The organism is Cupriavidus sp. BIC8F (assembly GCF_032465815.1).
GTDB classification, from domain to species: Bacteria; Pseudomonadota; Gammaproteobacteria; order Burkholderiales; family Burkholderiaceae; genus Cupriavidus; species Cupriavidus necator.
The window spans coordinates 2,687,220-2,704,171 of sequence record NZ_CP136094.1 but is presented as its reverse complement, the minus strand read 5'-3'; the positions used below and the strand labels follow the sequence as shown (position 1 = coordinate 2,704,171).

Below are 16,952 nucleotides of genomic sequence, written 5' to 3'. Positions count from 1 at the left end.
AGGCCCGCGGCGCGCGCAGCGCTTGAAACCATCAATTCTTACGTTCAGGAGCAGGACAATGAGTGGATCCATGCAAGGCAAGGTGGCGCTGGTAACGGGCGCAGGTGGCGGAATCGGCCAGGGCATCGCGCTGGCGCTGGCCGCCGCCGGCGCCAGGGTGGTGGTCAATGACCTCGGCGTGTCGATGACCGGCGAAGGCGGCGACACAGTCGCAGCGCGTGGCGGAGCAGATCCGCGCCGCCGGCGGCGAGGCCGTGGCCAATACCGACAGCGTGTCGACCTGGAACGGCGCCAATGCCATCGTGCAATGCGCGCTGGACAACTTCGGCCGCATCGACGCCGTGGTCAACAACGCCGGCAACCTGCGCGACCGCATGTTCTTCAAGATGAATGAAGAAGAATGGCGCTCGGTCATTGACGTGCACCTGCACGGCACCTTCTTCGTCAGCCGCGCCGCGGCCAACTACTTCAAGGACCAGGAGAGCGGCGCCTACGTGCACATGACCTCCACCTCGGGCCTGATCGGCAACCTGGGCCAGGCCAACTACTCGGCGGCCAAGCTGGGCATTGCCGCGCTGTCCAAGTCGATCGCGCTGGACATGCAGCGCTTCAACGTGCGCTCGAACTGCATCGCGCCGTTCGCCTGGAGCCGCATGACCAGCTCGATCCCGGCCGAAACCCCGGAACAGAAGGCACGCGTGGCCAAGCTGCAGAAGATGGAAGCCGGCAAGATCGCGCCGGTGGCGGCCTACCTTGCCAGCCCGGCCGCCAGCGAAGTCAACGGCCAGATCTTCGCGGTGCGCGCCAACGAGATCATCCTGATGAGCCAGCCGCGCCCGGTGCGCTCGGTGCATATGAGCGAGGGCTGGACGCCTGAAACGGTGGGCGAGATCGCCATGCCGGCCATGCGCAACAGCTTCTTCAAGCTGGAGCGCTCCCCCGACGTGATCGGCTGAGATCCGATCTGACCCCCACGCTATCCCGGAGAACACCATTATGAGCATCAACGGCAAGGCCTATATCGTCGGCGCCTATGAGCACCCGACCCGCAAGGCACCGGACAAGTCGGTGGCGCAGCTGCACGCCGAAAGCGCCAAGGGCGCGCTGCAAGACGCGGGCCTGACGCTGGCCGACGTGGACGGCTACTTCTGCGCCGGCGACGCGCCGGGGCTGGGCGCGGTCAACATGGTCGACTATCTCGGCCTCAAGGTGCGCCATGTCGATTCCACCGACACCGGCGGCTCGGCCTACCTGGTCCATGTCTCGCACGCGGCGCAGGCCATCGCGGCCGGCAAGTGCAACGTGGCCCTGATCACGCTGGCGGGCCGCCCGCGCTCGGAAGGCTCCAGCGGCACCCAGGCGCGCAACTGGGGCGCCAACCTGCCCGACGCGCCGTTCGAGAGCCCCTTCAGCCCGGTCACCGTCAACCTGTACGCGATGGCGGCCATGCGCCATATGCACGAGTACGGCACCACCGCCGCACAGCTCGCCTGGGTCAAGGTGGCCGCGTCGCACCACGCGCAGCACAACCCCCATGCCATGCTGCGCGACGTGGTCACGGTCGAGGACGTGCTGAACTCGCCCATGATTTCCGATCCGCTGCACAAGCTCGACTGCTGCGTGGTATCGGACGGCGGCGGCGCACTGATCGTGGCGCGCCCGGAAATCGCCGCCACGCTGAAGCGGCCCAAAGTGAAGATCCGCGGCGCCGGCGAGTACATCAAGGGCCAGCTCGGTGGCGAAGTCGACCTGAGCTGGTCCGGCGCGCGCTTCTCGGGCGCGACGGCGTTTGCCGAAGCGGGCGTTACGCCGGCCGACATCAAGTATGCGTCGATCTACGACAGCTTCACCATCACCGTGCTGATGCAGCTGGAAGACCTGGGCTTCTGCAAGAAGGGCGAAGGCGGCAGGTTCGTGGCCGACGGCAACCTGATCTCGGGCGTCGGCAAGCTGCCCTTCAACACCGACGGCGGCGGCCTGTGCAACAGCCACCCGGCCAACCGCGGCGGCATCACCAAGGTCATCGAAGCCGTGCGCCAGCTGCGCGGCGAAGCCCACCGGGCGGTGCAGGTCGCCAACTGCGACCTGGCGCTGGCACAAGGCACCGGCGGCTACCTGGGCTCGCGCCACGGCAGCGCCACCCTGATCCTTGAACGTGAATAATGCGCGGGAGCAATGACATGACGACCCCACATACCCCCATGGCCTACAAGGCGCCGGACGAGCAGCCCGACAACCTGCCCTTCTGGCAGGCCGCGCGCGAAGGGCAATTGCTGGTCAAGGTCTGCGACGACTGCGGCAAGCCCCACTGGTATCCGCGCGTGCTGTGCCCGTTCTGCATGGGCACCACCTCGTGGAAGCCGGCCAGCGGCCGCGGCACGATCTACAGCTTCAGCGTGACGCGCCGCGCAGGCCCCACTCCGTTCTGCATCGCCTACGTGACGCTGGACGAAGGCGTGACCATGATGACCCATATCGTCGACTGTGACCTCGACACGGTGCGGATCGGGCAGAAGGTACGGGTGAAGTTCTCGCCCAGCGATGGCGGCGCCCCGGTACCGACCTTCACGCTAGCCTGAGCCGCGTGGTGCCGCGGGCCTTGCCTGCGGCACCACGGCTTTTGCCTCAACCCGAAGTGACTTCCATGACTGCCTCCCCTTCCCTGGGCTTCCTGCTGCACCCCCGCTCGGTCGCCATCATCGGCGCCTGCGGCGATCCGGCGCGGATCGGCGGGCGCCCGATCGCGGCCATGCGCGCGCTTGGCTACGCCGGCCGCATCCTGCCGGTCAACCCGAAGCGCGCCGAGGTGCAGGGCCTGACCGCCTACGCCAGCGTCGCCGACCTGCCTGAAACGCCCGACGCTGCGGTGGTGGCGGTGCCGGCCGAGCACGTCGCGGATACCGTCGCTGCGCTGGGCGAGCGCGGCGTGCGCGCCGCCATCCTGTTCAGCGCCGGCTTCGCCGAAGTCGGCGGCGACGGCGTGGCGCGCCAGGCAGAGCTGCTGGCCATCGCGCGCCGCACCGGCATCCGCCCGCTCGGGCCCAATGCCCTTGGCCTGGTCAATGTCCATACCGGCTTTGTCGGCAGGTTCGCGTCGAGCATTGGCCTGGGCACGCTGCGCGCGGGCTCGGTCGGCATCGTCAGCCAGTCCGGCGCCTGCGGCGGCCACCTGGTGATGGCAGCCCGGAACGCCGACATCGTCCTGTCCAGCGTCATCATGACCGGCAACGAGGCCGATCTGACCCTGGGCGATGCGCTGCAGCTGCTGGTGGATGATCCCGCCACCCGGGTCATCGCCCTGTACTCGGAGGGCATCAACGACGGCGCCGGCCTGGTGTCGGCCCTGCAGGCGGCGCGCCGGGCACGCAAGCCGGTGGTGATGATGAAAGTCGGTCGCAGCGAGCCGGGCGGCGCCGCGGCGCGCTCGCACACGGCCTCTATCGCCGGCGACGACGCCGTGGTGGACGCGGTGCTGGCTGAACTGGGCGTGGTGCGCGCGCGCAGCACCGAGGACATGCTCGATATCGTGCGCGTGGGCCAGCGCGGCATCTTCCCCGCGGCCAACACGCTGGGTGTGATCACCGTCAGCGGCGGCGCCGGGGTGATCGTTTCCGATGCCGCGGAGGAGCCCGGCCTGGCGATGCCGGAGATGCCGGCCCCGGTGCAGTCGCGCCTGCTGGAGCTGCTGCCGATCTGCTCGCCGCGCAACCCGGTGGACACCACCGCGCGCGCGGCCGGCCGCCGGCAGACATCCGCGCGCTCGCGCGCACGCTGGCGCGGCTGTCGGTGTTTGCCGCCGGCGCCGGATCGCGCCTGCAGGCCGTGGACCTGAACCCGGTGATCGCGCTGCCTGATGGCGAGGGCGCCTATGCCGTCGACGCCGTGCTCGAACTCGGCAGCCCGGGCTGAACGCCCCCCTCAGAACAATGTGCGTCCCGCAAGCCGGGACGCGGACCAATCAAGGAGAGCAGCAACATGGATTTTGAGATCCCTAGCGAATGGGTCGAATTCGGCGATGCGCTGATCAAGTTCATCGACCGCGAAGTGGCCGCGCTGGAGCATGAGCACCGCGCCCTGCTGGGCAGCGAACGCACCATCTACGACGAGAACGGCCGCTACACGCCCGCCGTGCTGGCGCTGCGCCGCCAGGTGCGCATGCGCTCGGCGGAGCTGGGCTTCTATACCGCGCTCAGCGCCGAGTCTCTCGGCGGCGGCGGCCTCGGGCCGCAGGCATCGGTGTATATCCAGGAGCGGCTGAACGCGCACTGCGGGCCGGAGCGCCACCTGGTGCAGACCGTGGTGCTGCCGTCGCCCTTCACCAACGGGCTGTCGCCGGTGCTCAGGCATATGGACCCGGCCCTGCTCGACACCGTGCGCGATGGGCTCGCCAGCGGCGACAAGACCATGTGCTTCGGGCTGTCGGAGCCGGACGCCGGCTCCGACGTGCTGGGCATGCGCACACGTGCGGTGCGCGATGGCGACCACTGGGTGCTGAACGGCACCAAGCAATGGATCACCAATGCCCCCTACGCCGACTACGCGATGATCTTCGCGGTCACGGATGAAGAGAAGGCGCGGGCGCGCAAGGGCGGCATCACCGGCTTCTTCGTGCCGACCGATACGCCGGGATTCTCGGTGCCGAGCGTGATTCCGATCATGGGCCACCTGGGCGCGGACATCGGCATCGTCTCGCTGGACCACGTGCGCGTGCCCGACAGCCACCGCCTGGGCCCGGCAGACCGCGGCCTGAACGTGGCGCTGGACGGCGTCAACGCCGGCCGCCTGAGCATGGCCGCCACCTGCCTGGGCCTGGCGCAATGGGCGCTGGCGCAGGCGCTGGAATACGCCAGGGTGCGCAAGACCTTCGGCCAGCCCATCGCCGAACACCGGGCAGTGCAGATGATGCTGGCCGAATGCGCCATGGACATCTACGCCGCCAAGTCGATGATCCGGCATTGCGCCTGGCTGGTCGACCACAACCTGCCGGCCACCAAGGAGGTGTCGATGGTCAAGGCCGGCGCCACCGAGATGGTGGGCCGCGTCTACGACCGCGCCATCCAGATCCACGGCGGCATGGGCCTGACCAATGAACTCAGGCTCGAAGCCGGCTATCGCTGGGCGCGCACCATGCGCATCCCCGACGGCACCTCGGAGATCCAGCGCCGCACCATCGCGCGCCGGCTGCTGGATGGCGATACCGCGTTCTGACGGCAACTGCAACATGACAGAGGAGACAACCATGACCCACAACGATCTGCCCGATGCAGGCGTCGTCGCCGCCCCCACGGACCCGCTTGCGGTGGATGCCGCAGTGGTGCTCGGCGACGTGCCGCGTGTCTTCCACATGCCGCACACCACGCTGGCCGAGAACCTTGAGATCTCGGCCCGGCGCTTCCCCGACAAGGTCGCGGTCCAGTTCTACCACCGCGCCACCACCTATGCCGAGCTGCTGGCGCAGGTGGAGCGCATGGCCGGCTACCTGCAGCAGGCATGCGGCGTGCGCCGCGGCGACCGCGTGGTGTTGCTCAGCCAGAACAGCCCGCAGTTCATCGTGGCCTACCACGCGATCCTGCGCGCCGATGCCGTGGTGGTGCCGGCCAACGCCATGCTGCTGGAAGACGAGCTGCGCCATATCGTCACCGACAGCGGCGCCGTGGCCGCGTTTGCCGCAAGCGAGCTGGTCGGCCAGGTGGCGCCGCTGGTCGGCACCACGCCGCTGCGCCACGTGATCGTGCATCACTATGGCGATGCCCTGCCCGCGCAGCCCGACGACAGCCTCGCGATCCCGGACTGGGTGCAGCAGCGCTCGACCGGCGCGGCGTTGCCGGCCGGCGCAGTCCACTGGCAGCAGGCCATGGCCGCCGGCCTTACGCCATCGCCGCGCGCCGCAGGCGTGGACGACCTGTGCATGCTGCCCTACACCTCGGGCACCACCGGGGCGCCCAAGGCCTGCATGCACACGCACCGCACGGTGATGGTGTCGGTGGCGGGCTCGCAGCTGTGGCGGCGCTCGCACGCCGAGTCGACTTTCCTGGCGGTGGCGCCGATGTTCCACCTGCTCGGGCTGCAGAACGGCGTCAACGCGCCGGTCTACATGGGCGGCACCATCGTGCTGCTGCCGCGCTGGGACCGGCGCACCGCGGCGCAGCTGGTGGCGCGCCATCGCGTCACGTTCTGGGCGGCGCCGCCGCCGATGCTGGTGGAGTTCTTCGCGCAGCCGGATATCGAGTCGTTCGACCTGAGCAGCCTGGCCTGCGTGGTCGGCGGCGGCGCGGCGGTGCCCGACAGCACCGCGCGGGTGATGAAGGAGCGCTACGGGTTGCAGTTTGTCGAAGGCTACGGCCTGACTGAGACCGCCTCGTTCATCATCGCCAACCCGCTCGCCGCACCGCGCTCCGGGCACCTGGGCGTGCCGACCTACGGCGTCGACGCGCGCGTCATCGATCCCGCCACGCTGGCCGAAGTGCCGCGCGGCGAGGTCGGCGAGATCGTGGTGCACGGCGCGCAGGTGATGCTGGGCTACTGGAACCAGCCCGCCGCCAATGCCGAGAGCTTTATCGCCATCGACGGCAAGCGCTTCTTCCGTACCGGCGACCTTGCCAGCGTCGATGCCGACGGCTACTTCGTCATGCGCGACCGCCTCAAGCGCATGGTCAATGCCTCGGGCTACAAGGTGTGGCCGGCCGAGGTGGAAGCGATCCTGCATACCCACCCTGCCATCCTGGAAGCCTGCGTGATCGCCGCGCGCGATCCGCACCGGGGTGAGACCGTGAAGGCGGTGATCGTGCGGCGCGAGGGCGCCGGCGTTTCCGAGGCTGAATTGCTGGCCTGGTGCCGCACCAGCATGGCGACCTACAAGGCGCCGCGCATCGTGCAGTTTGTCGAGCGCCTGCCGCGCTCCGCCACCGGCAAGATCGCGTGGCGCGAACTGCAGGAGCAGGAGATGCAGGGCGCTCCGTTGCCGAACCACAAGGCCTAGCAACCCGCAAGCAAGACGGCGCGCCGGTCCGCAAGGTCCGGCGCGCCGTTTCTGTTCTTGCCGGCCAATGCAGCATGGCCGGTGCATCGCTTTCAGGCTGTCAATGCGTCCCTTGCCGGCATTGCATTGCCGCGCCGGCTGATGGTCCAGGCAGTAAAGGGGTCCGCCGCGCTGCGGTGCTGGGTCCAGTGTGTGTTGCAGGTATCGCACTGGTGCTCGCGCGTCTGGCATTGCACGCCCGCGGCCAGGCTGCGCCACTGCATGTCGCCCAGCGGGCGCAACGCACCGTGGCCGTTGGCGCAGCGCGCATCCAGGCGCAGCCGCTCGCAGCGGCGGCACAGCGGCCGCAACGATGCGGCCGGCAGCACCCGCAGCTGCGCGGCAGCCGGTGGCACGGGCGCCACCGCGGGCAGCACTGCGCCCTGCGCATCTTCCATCTGCGCGGTCATGCCGACGCGGCTGCGCGTGCGGTGCAGCGCCGCCCAGTACAAGGCGCGCACCGCATCGGAGCCGTCGCACATCGCCGCGGCGCGGCAGCGCCCGGCATGCCGGTGCAGCGGCAGGCCGAACTCGGCGGCAGAGGCAAAGCAGACCACCTGCGCGCGTGGCGAGCCGTCTTCGATCCAGCGCTCGAACAACTGCGCCAGCTGATGGCGGCAGGCATCGTCATCACCGTCAGCCTGCGCGAGCGCCAGGCGATGCGCACGCCGGCTCAGTGACCGCACCTCTTGCCTGAGTTCGCTCAGGACTGGCAACAAGCGTGCGGCCTGCCGTGTCCGCGTTGGCGATGCGATTGCGCGCTGGGTATTGCTCACTTCTGGCTCCGGCTCACTTCGTCTTCCGGCCTGCACTGCGGCCGCATGGTGAACCGATTATAGGAGCGCATTTGTGCACCGCAGGAAGGGTGGGCGGCCTACTACCTGATACGGGTGGGGCTCGGGGGCGCCCGCTTTTGGTCTACTTGCAGCCAGTGCAAGAAACGCAATCAAGGGCATGGGTGCGTCCCATGCAAACGGCACTGGGCAAGAGGAGAACCACCATGGGTGTACTGAGCGGAATCCGCGTACTGGAATTCGAAGCCATCGGGCCGGGCCCGTTCGGCGCCATGCTGCTGGCCGACATGGGCGCCGACGTGCTGCGCGTCGACCGCCCGGCGGCGCCGGCCGACCTGGGGCCCAAGTCGGCCACCGGCAAGCGCGTGGATATCACCGGACGCGGCCGCCGCTCGGTCACGCTGGACCTGAAGCAGCCGCAAGCGCAGCGCGCGGCGCTGGCGCTGGTCGAACGCGCCGACGTGGTGATCGAGGGCTTCCGCCCGGGCACCATGGAGCGCCTGGGCCTGGGGCCCGACGCCGCGCTGGCGCTCAACCCCAGGCTGGTCTATGCGCGCATGACCGGCTGGGGCCAGACCGGCCCGCTGGCCGACCGTGCCGGCCACGACCTGAACTATGTCGCGCTGTCCGGCGTGTTGTCGGGTATCGGCCGCGCCGGGCAGGCACCGGTGCCGCCGCTGAACCTGGTCGGCGACTATGGCGGCGGCGGCATGCTGCTGGCGCTCGGCGTGGTGGCGGCGCTGCTCAATGTGCAGCGCGGCGGCAAGGGCCAGGTGGTCGACGCGGCCATGACCGAAGGCGCCGCGCAACTGGGCGCGGTGTTCTGGGGCCTGCTGGCCTCCGGCAACTGGCGCGAAGAGCGCCAGGCCAACGTGCTCGACGGCGGCGCGCCCTGGTATGACAACTACCGCACGCGCGACGGCAAGTACATGTCGATCGGCCCGGTCGAGGGCCGCTTCTATGCCGAGCTGCTGGACAAGCTGGGCCTTGCCGGCAAGGACCTGCCGGCCCAGTACGACCGCAACGGCTGGCCGCTGCTGCGCGAGCAGTTCGAGGCCGTCTTCCTGACGCGCACGCGCGATGAATGGTGCGCCGTGTTCGAAGGCAGCGATGCCTGCATCGCACCGGTGCTGGAATTCAGCGAGGCGCCCAACCACCCGCATCACCGCGCACGTGGCAGCTTTGTCGAAGTCGCGGGCGTGGTGCAGCCGGCGCCGGCGCCGCGCTTCCTTGGCACGCCGTCCGAGATCTCCGGGCCCGCGCCGGCGCGCGGCGAGCATGGCGCCGCCGCGCTGCGCGACTGGGGCTTCGATGCCGATGGCGTGGCCCGGTTGCAGGCACAGGGCCTGGGGCTGATGGCAGAGCGCTAAGGGACCGCGCGGTACAACGCAATCTCCACCTGGCCGGCATCGTCCGGCTGCGTGTCTTGCTCCGGCCTCGTGCCGGAGCAGCCTTTATTTTCTGCCCGACTGGCCGGCACCTAGGGCAATCCCGCCCAGCCGATATGGGGGGCATGCAAGGTGCCGGGCATCCTATAACTTCCCACATGCAGCCCGTCTTGCTGCGCAGTCTCCTACTCCCTTTCCCGAGGTATCACATCATGCGCATGAAGTCCCTGATCGCGATGGCAGCGATGGCAGCGATGGCGTGGAGCGCCGCCTGCGGTGCCCAGAGCTACCCGTCGCGTCCCATCACCTTTGTTGTCCCGGGCCCACCCGGCGGCGCCACCGACACCGTGGCGCGCGCACTGGCCGAGGACTTGGGCAAGCGTCTCGGGCAAACCATCATCGTCGACAACAAGCCCGGCGGCGCGGGCGTGATCGCCGTGCAGGCCATCACGCGTGCCGCGCCGGACGGCTACACGATCCTGCTCAGCCACTCCTCGCCGCTGATCAACACGCCGCACCTGTACCGCAACGTGCCGTACGACGTGCGCCGGGACCTGGCGTTCATCACCGAGGTGTCGGTCGGCAAGATCGTGCTGGTGGTGAACCGGGACGTGCCGGCAAAGAACGTGCAGCAGTTTCTCGATTGGGCCGCGAAGAACAAGGGCAAGGTCAGCTACGGCTCCTACGGCGTCGGCACCTTCCCGCACCTGGTCGGCGCGCACCTGAACCAGGTGCGCGGCCTGGACATGGCGCACGTGGCCTACAAGGGTGAGGCACCGATGGCGCAGGACATGATCGCCGGCAACATCGCCTGGGCGATCGGCTCCATGAGCACGCTCGGCCCGCATATCAAGAGCGGCCGGCTGACGGCCCTGGCGGTGATGGGCGACAAGCGCATCAAGGAGCTGCCCGACGTGCCGACCATGGCCGAGGCCGGGCTGAAGCAGCAGGAACTGCGCTCGCCGGCCTGGCTTGGCCTGTTCGCGCGCTCCGGCACGCCGGCGGCGGTCCTGTCCAGGCTTGAGACGGAAGCGCGGGCGTCGATCCAGTCGCCGACCATGCGCGCGCGGCTCGATGCGCTGGCCATGGACCCGGTGGGCAACTCGGCGGCGGAGTTCCGGCGCGAATTCGACGCGACCGAGCCCATCATCGCCCAGATGATCAAGGCCAGCGGCGCCACCGCGGAATAAGGCGAGCGCGCGGCCAGGTGGCCAGTACGGTCAGCCCGGCCGCTGCGCCGCGCTGCGCGCCACCAGGATGGCATCGTTGCGGCGCGACACGTTGAGCTTGGCGTAGATCTGCCGCAGGTTCCACTTGACGGTGTCGACGCTCAGGTTGAGCACCAGCGCAATGCGCTTGTTCGACATCGACTGCTCCAGCAGCGCCAGGATCTCGCGCTCGCGCGGCGGCGGGCTCGGGACTGGGCTCGGCCGGCCCGGGCGGTGGCGCCGGCATCGCGGCGGCACGAGGCGGGTCGCGACGGCAGCATGTATGGTTTCCATGGGCGTCCAGCGGTGCGCAATCGAAGCGGGGCAAAGGGACGAAGCGGCAAGACGATGAAGGGGCGAAGGCGTGCAGGCATGAAAAGGCACGCGCTTCGCCAGCGGGCTTGCCGCCGCGCGAATATAAGGCGACGCCATGTGACCGGACACCCGGCAAACCCTTCCCCACCTGTTCCGGGTGGCCTGCGGGTGCTGTGCGCGTCCCACCCTGGCCACCCGGACAGCGGGCCGGGCGTGGCTTGGCCGCCGCGCCGCGTCTGCCAGTACAATCGCGACAACGTGCCGCCTTTGCCGCGCATCGCGCTGCCTCACCCGCATTTCCTCCGCACCTCACCTGCACCGTCCTGCCTCGCCCATGCCCCAGACGCCAGCCAATCCGCCAGCCGCACCCCGTAGCCAGCCCGCCGCGCCAGCCTCGCAGCCGTCCCGGCCGGCCTCGCTGCGCAGCGCGGCGCGCGTGGTCGCGCGCGAGCGCCTGCTGGCGCAGCTGACCGAGGCGCGGCGCCGGCGCTGCATCGTGTTGCAGGGCCCGGCCGGCTACGGCAAGACCGCGCTGCTGACCGCATGGCGGCTGGACCTGCTGGCGCTCGGCTTCGACATGGCCGCGCTGACGCTGGCGCCGGCCGACAACGAGCGCCAGCGCTGCCTGGACCGCCTGCTCGGCTGCCTGTCCGAGGTCAGCCCCGCGCTGACGCGCGAAGCCATGGTGCTGGCCGACCGCGGCACGGACGACGAAGCCGTCGAGCGCGCCATCATCGCGCTGGTGCGCGGCATTGCCGCCCACCCGCGCGACGTGACGCTGGTGCTCGACGACGTGCACCACCTGACGGCGCCGCGCGTGCTGGAACCGCTGCAGTGGCTGCTCGACTATGCCCCGGCCAATTTCCATGTGGTGCTGGCCTCGCGCGTGGCGCTGCCACTGTCGCTCGGGCGCCTGCGCGACCAGGGCATGCTGCTCGAGCTGGACCAGCGCGACCTGCGCTTCACGCTGGCTGAATCGCAGCATTTCCTGCGCGCCCAGCTGGGCGATATCAGCCCGCGCGATGCGCGCATGCTGCACGAGCTGACCGACGGCTGGGTGGCCGGCCTGCAGCTCTTTGCCGCGCACTGGAAACGCAAGAAGGCGAACGCCAGCGGCCTCACCTTTGCCACCGGCTTCGTGCAGGCCAGCGTGCAGGATGCCGGCGCCTTCGCCGAGTATTTCGAACGCGAAGTGCTGTCGCGCCTGGCGCCGGACGAAGCCGAGCTGCTGGTGCGCGCCGCCGCATGCGAACGCTTCACCGCGTCGCTGTGCGAGGCCCTGGGAGAGCAGGCGCTGGGCGAAGGCGAGATCCTGGCGCCGCTGGCGCGGCTGGAACAGGAGAACCTCTTCATCACCCCGGCACAGGGCCCCGAGCGCGAATCCTGGTACCGGCTGCATCCGCTGCTGCGCGAAACCCTGGCCCAGCGTTTCCGCTCGCGCAGCGAGGCCCAGCAGCGCGCCGTGCACGCGGCGGCCTGGCGCTGGTTCCGCGACCACCGCATGCTGGAAGAGGCCGTGCGGCATGCGGTGCTGGCCGGCGATGCCGACACCGCCGCCGACCTGGTGCAGCGCTATGCCGACACCCTGATCATGCGCGGCGAGGTGCGCAAGGCGCTCGGGCTGCTGCGCACCATCCCCGCCGACCAGGTGCAGGAGCGCCCCGAACTGCGCCTGCTGGCGCTGCGCACGCAGATGTTCTCGCGCGACCTGGACGCGTGCGCCGCGGCCGCGGACCGGCTGGAGGCCGACATCCCGCCGGGCGACGCCTCGCTGCGCTACCGGCTCGCACTGCTGCGCTTTTCCCTGGCGCTGCTGCGCGACGACAGCCAGGGCGCGCTGGCGCTGCTGCCGCAGATCGAGAGCGCGCCCGCCGACATGCCGGCGCTGTTTATCGGCTCGCGCAACAACCTGCTGTCGTGGCTCTACATGCACCTGGGCGACTACGAGCGCGCCCGCCGCATCCAGACCGAGGCGCCGCCGCTGGTGATCGACGGCGTGCCGCTGCTGGGCACCGCCAGCGGCATGCTCAACGGGCGCTGCATGATCGGCTTCAGCCATGCGCTGGAAGGCAACATGATCCAGGCCGAGCGCGTCGCCCGCGACGTACTGCGTGAAGTCGAGCAAGCGGGCCACGGCGGCGCCGGCGCCGAGCCGGAGTACTTTGCCGCGGCACTGCTGGGCGAGGCGCTGTATGAGCAGAACGACCTGGAGGCCGCGCGCCGGCTGCTGGAAGACCGGGTCGACGTGCTCGAACGGGTATCGATCCCCGACTCGGTGCTGCGGGTGCACACCGTGCTGGCAGCCGCGCACTGGATCTGCGGCCACCGGCTCGATGCCTTCGCGCAGCTGGAACGGCTGGAGGACTACGGCACGCAGCTGCGCCTGGACCGGCTGGTCGCGCAGAGCCTGGCCAACCAGATCCGGCTGCACCTGGCCAGCGGCGACATCGCCGCCGCCGAAGCCGCGCTGGCGCGCCTGGATGCCATTGCCGCGCGCCATCGCAACGCGCCGCGCGGCTCGCTGGACGCCATCCACATGGTGACCGAGCGCGCCCGCCTGCTGCTCAGCCTGGCGCATGACGACATGCGCTGGGCCGAGGCCCGCTCGGCAGCGCTGATCGCGTACTGCGAGGCGCGCGGCTGGCAACGCCACGTGGCGCAGATGCACATGCTGGCGGCCGTGGTGGCATCGCGCCGCGGCGACGCCGAGGCGGCACGCACGCATGTGCTGGAAAGCTTGCGCCGGGGCCACCGGCTCGGCCTGATGCGCAGCGTGATCGATGCCTGCCCCGGCGCACTCGGCCAGATCGTGCGCGTGGCCGCGGACACCACGCTGGACCCGGTGCTTGCGTTCTATGTCGAACGCCTGCAGGCAACCGTGCCGCCGCGCGCCGTGCAGGCCGGCGCAGCGGGCGGCACCGCCGCGGCTGCCGCGCCCGCAGGCAGCCCGGCCAGGGCCGACGCGCGCATTGAGGAACTGAGCGACCGCGAAGCCGATGTCGTGCGCCTGCTCGGCCAGGCCCTGCCCAACAAGAAGATCGCGCGTACCCTGGGACTGTCGCCGGAGACGGTCAAATGGCACTTGCGCAACATCTTCCGCAAGCTGGGCGTCAGCAGCCGCGACGAGGCCGTGGCCCGCGCCCGCGACCGCGAACTGGACCAGGCCGGCGGCGCCCAGCCGCCTGACGCGCCGCACTGACGGTGCGGCCGCCCCCCTCTCCCTCCCCCGCTCCCCCTCTCCAGCGCCGCGCAGCCCATGCGCGCCCCCCCTCCTTGCTGTCTCCGGCCACCTGACGCGGGTGGTGTTCGCGGCCCCCTCCTCCCCGGTACCTTAGCGCCATACCAGTGGCCGCATGCCTGGGCCGAGGCAACCTACCGCAGACCGATATCCGGAGTCACCCAATGGAAATCAACCGCAGCATCTATCGTGACGACCACGAGATGTTCCGCACCACCGTGCGCCGCTTCCTGGAACGCGAATGCCTGCCCAGGCAAGCTGAATGGGACAAGGCCGGCAAGGTCGACCGCGAAACCTGGCTCAAGGCCGGCCGCGAAGGCCTGCTGTGCGTGACGCTGCCGACCGAGTACGGTGGCGGCGGCGGTGACTTCGGCCACTCCGCCATCTATGCCGAAGAGTATGCCCGCGCCGGCCTGAGCGGGGTCGGCTTCGGCGTGCACTCCGACATCATCGCGCCGTATATCGCCCGCATCGGCAGCGAGGAACAGAAGCAGCGCTGGCTGCCCAAGGTCTGCTCCGGCGAATACATCCTGGCCATCGGCATGACCGAGCCGGGCACCGGCAGCGACCTCAAGGCGATCCGCACCACCGCCATCCGCGATGGCGACGAGTACGTGATCAACGGCAGCAAGACCTTCATCAGCAACGGCCTGAACGCCGACCTGATCATCATGGTCTGCAAGACCGACCCGACCGCCGGCGCGCGCGGCGTCAGCCTGATCGTGGTCGAAGCCGACCGCGAGGGCTTCCGCCGCGGCCGCAAGCTGGACAAGGTCGGCCAGCACGCGCAGGACACCGCCGAGCTGTTCTTCGACAACGTGCGCGTGCCGGTGGCCAACCTGCTCGGCGAGGAAGGCAAGGGCTTCGCCTACCTGATGACCGAGCTGCCGCAGGAGCGCCTGTCGATCGCGGTCAGCGCTGCCGCCAAGCTGGAGGTCTGCCTGGAACACACGCTGGCCTACGTCAAAGACCGCAAGGCCTTCAACCAGACCGTCTGGGACTTCCAGAACACCAAGTTCAAGCTGGCCGACATCAAGACGCAGGCGATCTCGGTGCGGCTGCTGGTCGACCACTACCTCGGCGAGCACATCCGCCGCCGCCTGACGCTGGAAGAAGCGGCCATCGCCAAGCTCCACGCGACTGAAGTGCTGGGCACCGCGCTCGACCAGATGGTGCAGCTGCACGGCGGCTACGGCTACATGATGGAGTACCCGGTGGCGCGTGCCTTTGCCGACATGCGCGTGACCCGCATCTACGGCGGCACCAGCGAAGTGATGCGCGATCTGATCGCGCGCAAGCTCTAAGCACCGACCCCAAAACAAAGACTCATCGGAGCACACACATGACTCGCAAGGTTTTCGTCGCCGGCGCCGGCATGATCCCGTTCAAGAAGCCGGGCAGCAGCGACACCTATGACGTGATGGGCGCCACGGCCGTGCGCCAGGCGCTGGAAGACGCCGGCCTCGGCTATGAGGACGTGCAGCAGGCCTACGCCGGCTACGTGTATGGCGACTCAACCTGCGGCCAGAAGGCGCTGTACCAGGTCGGCATGACCGGCATCCCCGTCATCAACGTGAACAACAACTGCGCCACCGGCTCGTCGGCGCTGTTCCTGGCGCGCCAGGCGGTGCAGAGCGGCGCGGTGGACTGCGCGCTGGCAGTCGGCTTCGAGTTCATGCAGCCGGGCGCGCTGAAGTCGCGCTGGGACGACCGCGCCCCGGCACTGGAGCGCGCCATCGGCCTGGTGGACGAACTGGTCGACCGCAAGGACCTGCCCAATGCCATCCGCCAGTTCTCCGGCGCCGGCAGGGCCCATATGGAAAAGTACGGCACCAGGCTGGAAACCTTCGCCAGGATCCGCGCCAAGGCCAGCCGCCACGCCGCCAACAACCCGCTGGCCGTGTTCCGCAATGTGCTGACCACCGAGGACGTGCTGGCCGCGCCCGCGCTGTGGGAAGGCGTGCTCACGCGCCTGATGGCATGCCCGCCCACCTGCGGCGCCGCAGCCGCCATCGTGGTGTCGGAGGAATTCGCCCGCAAGAAGGGCCTGAAGACCGACGTGCTGATCGCCGGCCAGTCGCTGACTACCGACCGCCCCAGCACCTACGACGCACGCGACATGATCCGTGTGGTCGGCTTCGACATGACGCGCGAAGGCTCGCAGCAGGTGTATGAGCAGGCCGGCGTCGGCCCGCAGGACATCGACGTGATCGAGCTGCACGACTGCTTCGCGCAGAACGAGCTGCTGACCTATGAAGGCCTCGGCCTGTGCCCGGAAGGCGGCGCCGAGAAGCTGGTCAACGACGGCGACAACACCTACGGTGGCAAGTGGGTGGTCAACCCGTCGGGCGGCCTGCTGTCGAAGGGCCATCCGCTGGGCGCCACCGGCCTGGCGCAATGCTACGAGATGGTCCAGCAGCTGCGCGGCACCGCCGACCAGCGCCAGGTCGAGGGCGCACGGCTGGCCCTGACGCACAACCTCGGCCTGGGCGGCGCCTGCGTGGTCACGCTGTACCAGAAGCACGCCTGAGCACACACAGGAGCCCATCCATGATCGACAAGAAACATATCGGCCGGGTGATTGCGGACTTCCGCACGTCCGCGCCGGCCAGCCAGCTGCGCTTTTTCGCCAAGGCCACCGGCCAGACCGATCCGGTCTATATCGATGAAGCCGCCGCGCGCGACGCCGGCCACCCGGGCCTGCCGCTGCCGCCGACCTTCCTGTTCTCGCTGGAGCTGACGCAGCCGCCCAGCACCTGGCGCCAGGAACTCGGCATCCGGCCGGACCGCATCCTGCACGGCGAGCAGTCCTTCGACTACCATCGCATGGCCTATGCGGGCGATACGCTGCACTTCAAGACCACCATCACCGACATCTACGACAAGAAGGGTGGCGCGCTGGAGTTCGTGGTGCGCGAGACGCGCGTCGCCAATCAGGACGGCGAGCACGTGGCGGACCTGCGCAGCGTGCTGGTGCATCGCAACGGCTGA

The 16,952-nt window shown here is 69.7% G+C and carries 14 protein-coding genes and 1 pseudogene; 13 read left to right on the top strand and 2 right to left on the bottom strand.

The genetic code is table 11. The features are described 5' to 3' along the window. Positions 1-58: 58 nt before the first annotated feature. The 7 genes and pseudogenes from RS901_RS12610 (at position 59) to RS901_RS12585 (ending at position 6,979) form a co-directional block, all read left to right on the top strand. Positions 59-956, top strand: a pseudogene (locus tag RS901_RS12610) (SDR family NAD(P)-dependent oxidoreductase). A 40-nt stretch (positions 957-996) separates the two neighbouring features. Continuing rightward, positions 997-2,163, top strand: coding sequence for a thiolase domain-containing protein (locus RS901_RS12605; protein ID WP_316149087.1), 1,167 nt, complete (start codon positions 997-999; stop codon positions 2,161-2,163). A gap of 17 nt (positions 2,164-2,180) precedes the next feature. Beyond that, positions 2,181-2,579: a Zn-ribbon domain-containing OB-fold protein gene (locus RS901_RS12600; protein WP_316149086.1), complete on the top strand. Its 399-nt coding sequence runs from the start codon at positions 2,181-2,183 to the stop codon at positions 2,577-2,579. A gap of 65 nt (positions 2,580-2,644) precedes the next feature. After that, positions 2,645-3,832, top strand: coding sequence for a CoA-binding protein (locus tag RS901_RS12595; protein ID WP_316149085.1), 1,188 nt, complete (start codon positions 2,645-2,647; stop codon positions 3,830-3,832). Next, a complete protein-coding gene (locus RS901_RS38830) occupies positions 3,772-3,909 on the top strand; it encodes a hypothetical protein (RefSeq protein ID WP_410054173.1) in 138 nt (45 codons plus the stop codon). The genes RS901_RS12595 and RS901_RS38830 overlap by 61 nt, the downstream gene beginning before the upstream one ends. A gap of 66 nt (positions 3,910-3,975) precedes the next feature. Then, on the top strand, positions 3,976-5,208 hold the full coding sequence (locus RS901_RS12590) for an acyl-CoA dehydrogenase (protein ID WP_316149084.1): 1,233 nt from the start codon (positions 3,976-3,978) through the stop codon (positions 5,206-5,208). 31 nt (positions 5,209-5,239) lie between these two features. After that, a complete protein-coding gene (locus RS901_RS12585) occupies positions 5,240-6,979 on the top strand; it encodes a long-chain fatty acid--CoA ligase (protein ID WP_316149083.1) in 1,740 nt (579 codons plus the stop codon). 92 nt (positions 6,980-7,071) lie between these two features. Here the strand turns inward: RS901_RS12585 and RS901_RS12580 are convergent, their stop codons facing one another. After that, positions 7,072-7,794: a hypothetical protein gene (locus tag RS901_RS12580; protein ID WP_316149082.1), complete on the bottom strand. Its 723-nt coding sequence runs from the start codon at positions 7,792-7,794 to the stop codon at positions 7,072-7,074. Positions 7,795-8,018: 224 nt separating this feature from the next. Here RS901_RS12580 and RS901_RS12575 point away from each other — a divergent pair, with 224 nt between their 5' ends. Continuing rightward, positions 8,019-9,182, top strand: a complete 1,164-nt coding sequence (locus RS901_RS12575; protein WP_316149081.1) for a CaiB/BaiF CoA-transferase family protein — start codon at positions 8,019-8,021, stop codon at positions 9,180-9,182. 230 nt (positions 9,183-9,412) lie between these two features. After that, on the top strand, positions 9,413-10,390 hold the full coding sequence (locus RS901_RS12570) for a tripartite tricarboxylate transporter substrate binding protein (protein ID WP_316149080.1): 978 nt from the start codon (positions 9,413-9,415) through the stop codon (positions 10,388-10,390). Between the two features lie 30 nt (positions 10,391-10,420). Here the strand turns inward: RS901_RS12570 and RS901_RS12565 are convergent, their stop codons facing one another. Beyond that, the gene (locus RS901_RS12565) at positions 10,421-10,702 is read right to left on the bottom strand and encodes a helix-turn-helix transcriptional regulator (protein WP_316149079.1); all 282 of its coding nucleotides are present in this window, start codon (positions 10,700-10,702) and stop codon (positions 10,421-10,423) included. A gap of 355 nt (positions 10,703-11,057) precedes the next feature. On the opposite strand from RS901_RS12565, the gene RS901_RS12560 reads away from it, so the two are divergent. From RS901_RS12560 to RS901_RS12545, 4 genes are all read left to right on the top strand, one after another. Next, the gene (locus RS901_RS12560; protein WP_316149078.1) at positions 11,058-13,922 is read left to right on the top strand and encodes a LuxR C-terminal-related transcriptional regulator; all 2,865 of its coding nucleotides are present in this window, start codon (positions 11,058-11,060) and stop codon (positions 13,920-13,922) included. A 203-nt stretch (positions 13,923-14,125) separates the two neighbouring features. Beyond that, the gene (locus RS901_RS12555; RefSeq protein ID WP_316149077.1) at positions 14,126-15,265 is read left to right on the top strand and encodes an acyl-CoA dehydrogenase family protein; all 1,140 of its coding nucleotides are present in this window, start codon (positions 14,126-14,128) and stop codon (positions 15,263-15,265) included. Positions 15,266-15,303: 38 nt separating this feature from the next. Further along, entirely contained in the window at positions 15,304-16,491 is a 1,188-nt protein-coding gene (locus RS901_RS12550; protein WP_316149076.1) for a lipid-transfer protein, read from the top strand. Between the two features lie 20 nt (positions 16,492-16,511). Beyond that, positions 16,512-16,952, top strand: coding sequence for a MaoC family dehydratase N-terminal domain-containing protein (locus tag RS901_RS12545; protein ID WP_035819041.1), 441 nt, complete (start codon positions 16,512-16,514; stop codon positions 16,950-16,952).

Coding starts and splice junctions, on each gene's coding strand:
- RS901_RS12600 (WP_316149086.1), top strand. CDS start 2,181: ATGACGACCCCACATACCCCCATGGCCTACAAGGCGCCGGACGAGCAG.
- RS901_RS12595 (WP_316149085.1), top strand. CDS start 2,645: ATGACTGCCTCCCCTTCCCTGGGCTTCCTGCTGCACCCCCGCTCGGTC.
- RS901_RS12565 (WP_316149079.1), bottom strand. CDS start 10,702: ATGGAAACCATACATGCTGCCGTCGCGACCCGCCTCGTGCCGCCGCGA.
- RS901_RS12590 (WP_316149084.1), top strand. CDS start 3,976: ATGGATTTTGAGATCCCTAGCGAATGGGTCGAATTCGGCGATGCGCTG.
- RS901_RS12555 (WP_316149077.1), top strand. CDS start 14,126: ATGGAAATCAACCGCAGCATCTATCGTGACGACCACGAGATGTTCCGC.
- RS901_RS12545 (WP_035819041.1), top strand. CDS start 16,512: ATGATCGACAAGAAACATATCGGCCGGGTGATTGCGGACTTCCGCACG.
- RS901_RS12605 (WP_316149087.1), top strand. CDS start 997: ATGAGCATCAACGGCAAGGCCTATATCGTCGGCGCCTATGAGCACCCG.
- RS901_RS12585 (WP_316149083.1), top strand. CDS start 5,240: ATGACCCACAACGATCTGCCCGATGCAGGCGTCGTCGCCGCCCCCACG.
- RS901_RS12560 (WP_316149078.1), top strand. CDS start 11,058: ATGCCCCAGACGCCAGCCAATCCGCCAGCCGCACCCCGTAGCCAGCCC.
- RS901_RS12570 (WP_316149080.1), top strand. CDS start 9,413: ATGCGCATGAAGTCCCTGATCGCGATGGCAGCGATGGCAGCGATGGCG.
- RS901_RS12550 (WP_316149076.1), top strand. CDS start 15,304: ATGACTCGCAAGGTTTTCGTCGCCGGCGCCGGCATGATCCCGTTCAAG.
- RS901_RS12575 (WP_316149081.1), top strand. CDS start 8,019: ATGGGTGTACTGAGCGGAATCCGCGTACTGGAATTCGAAGCCATCGGG.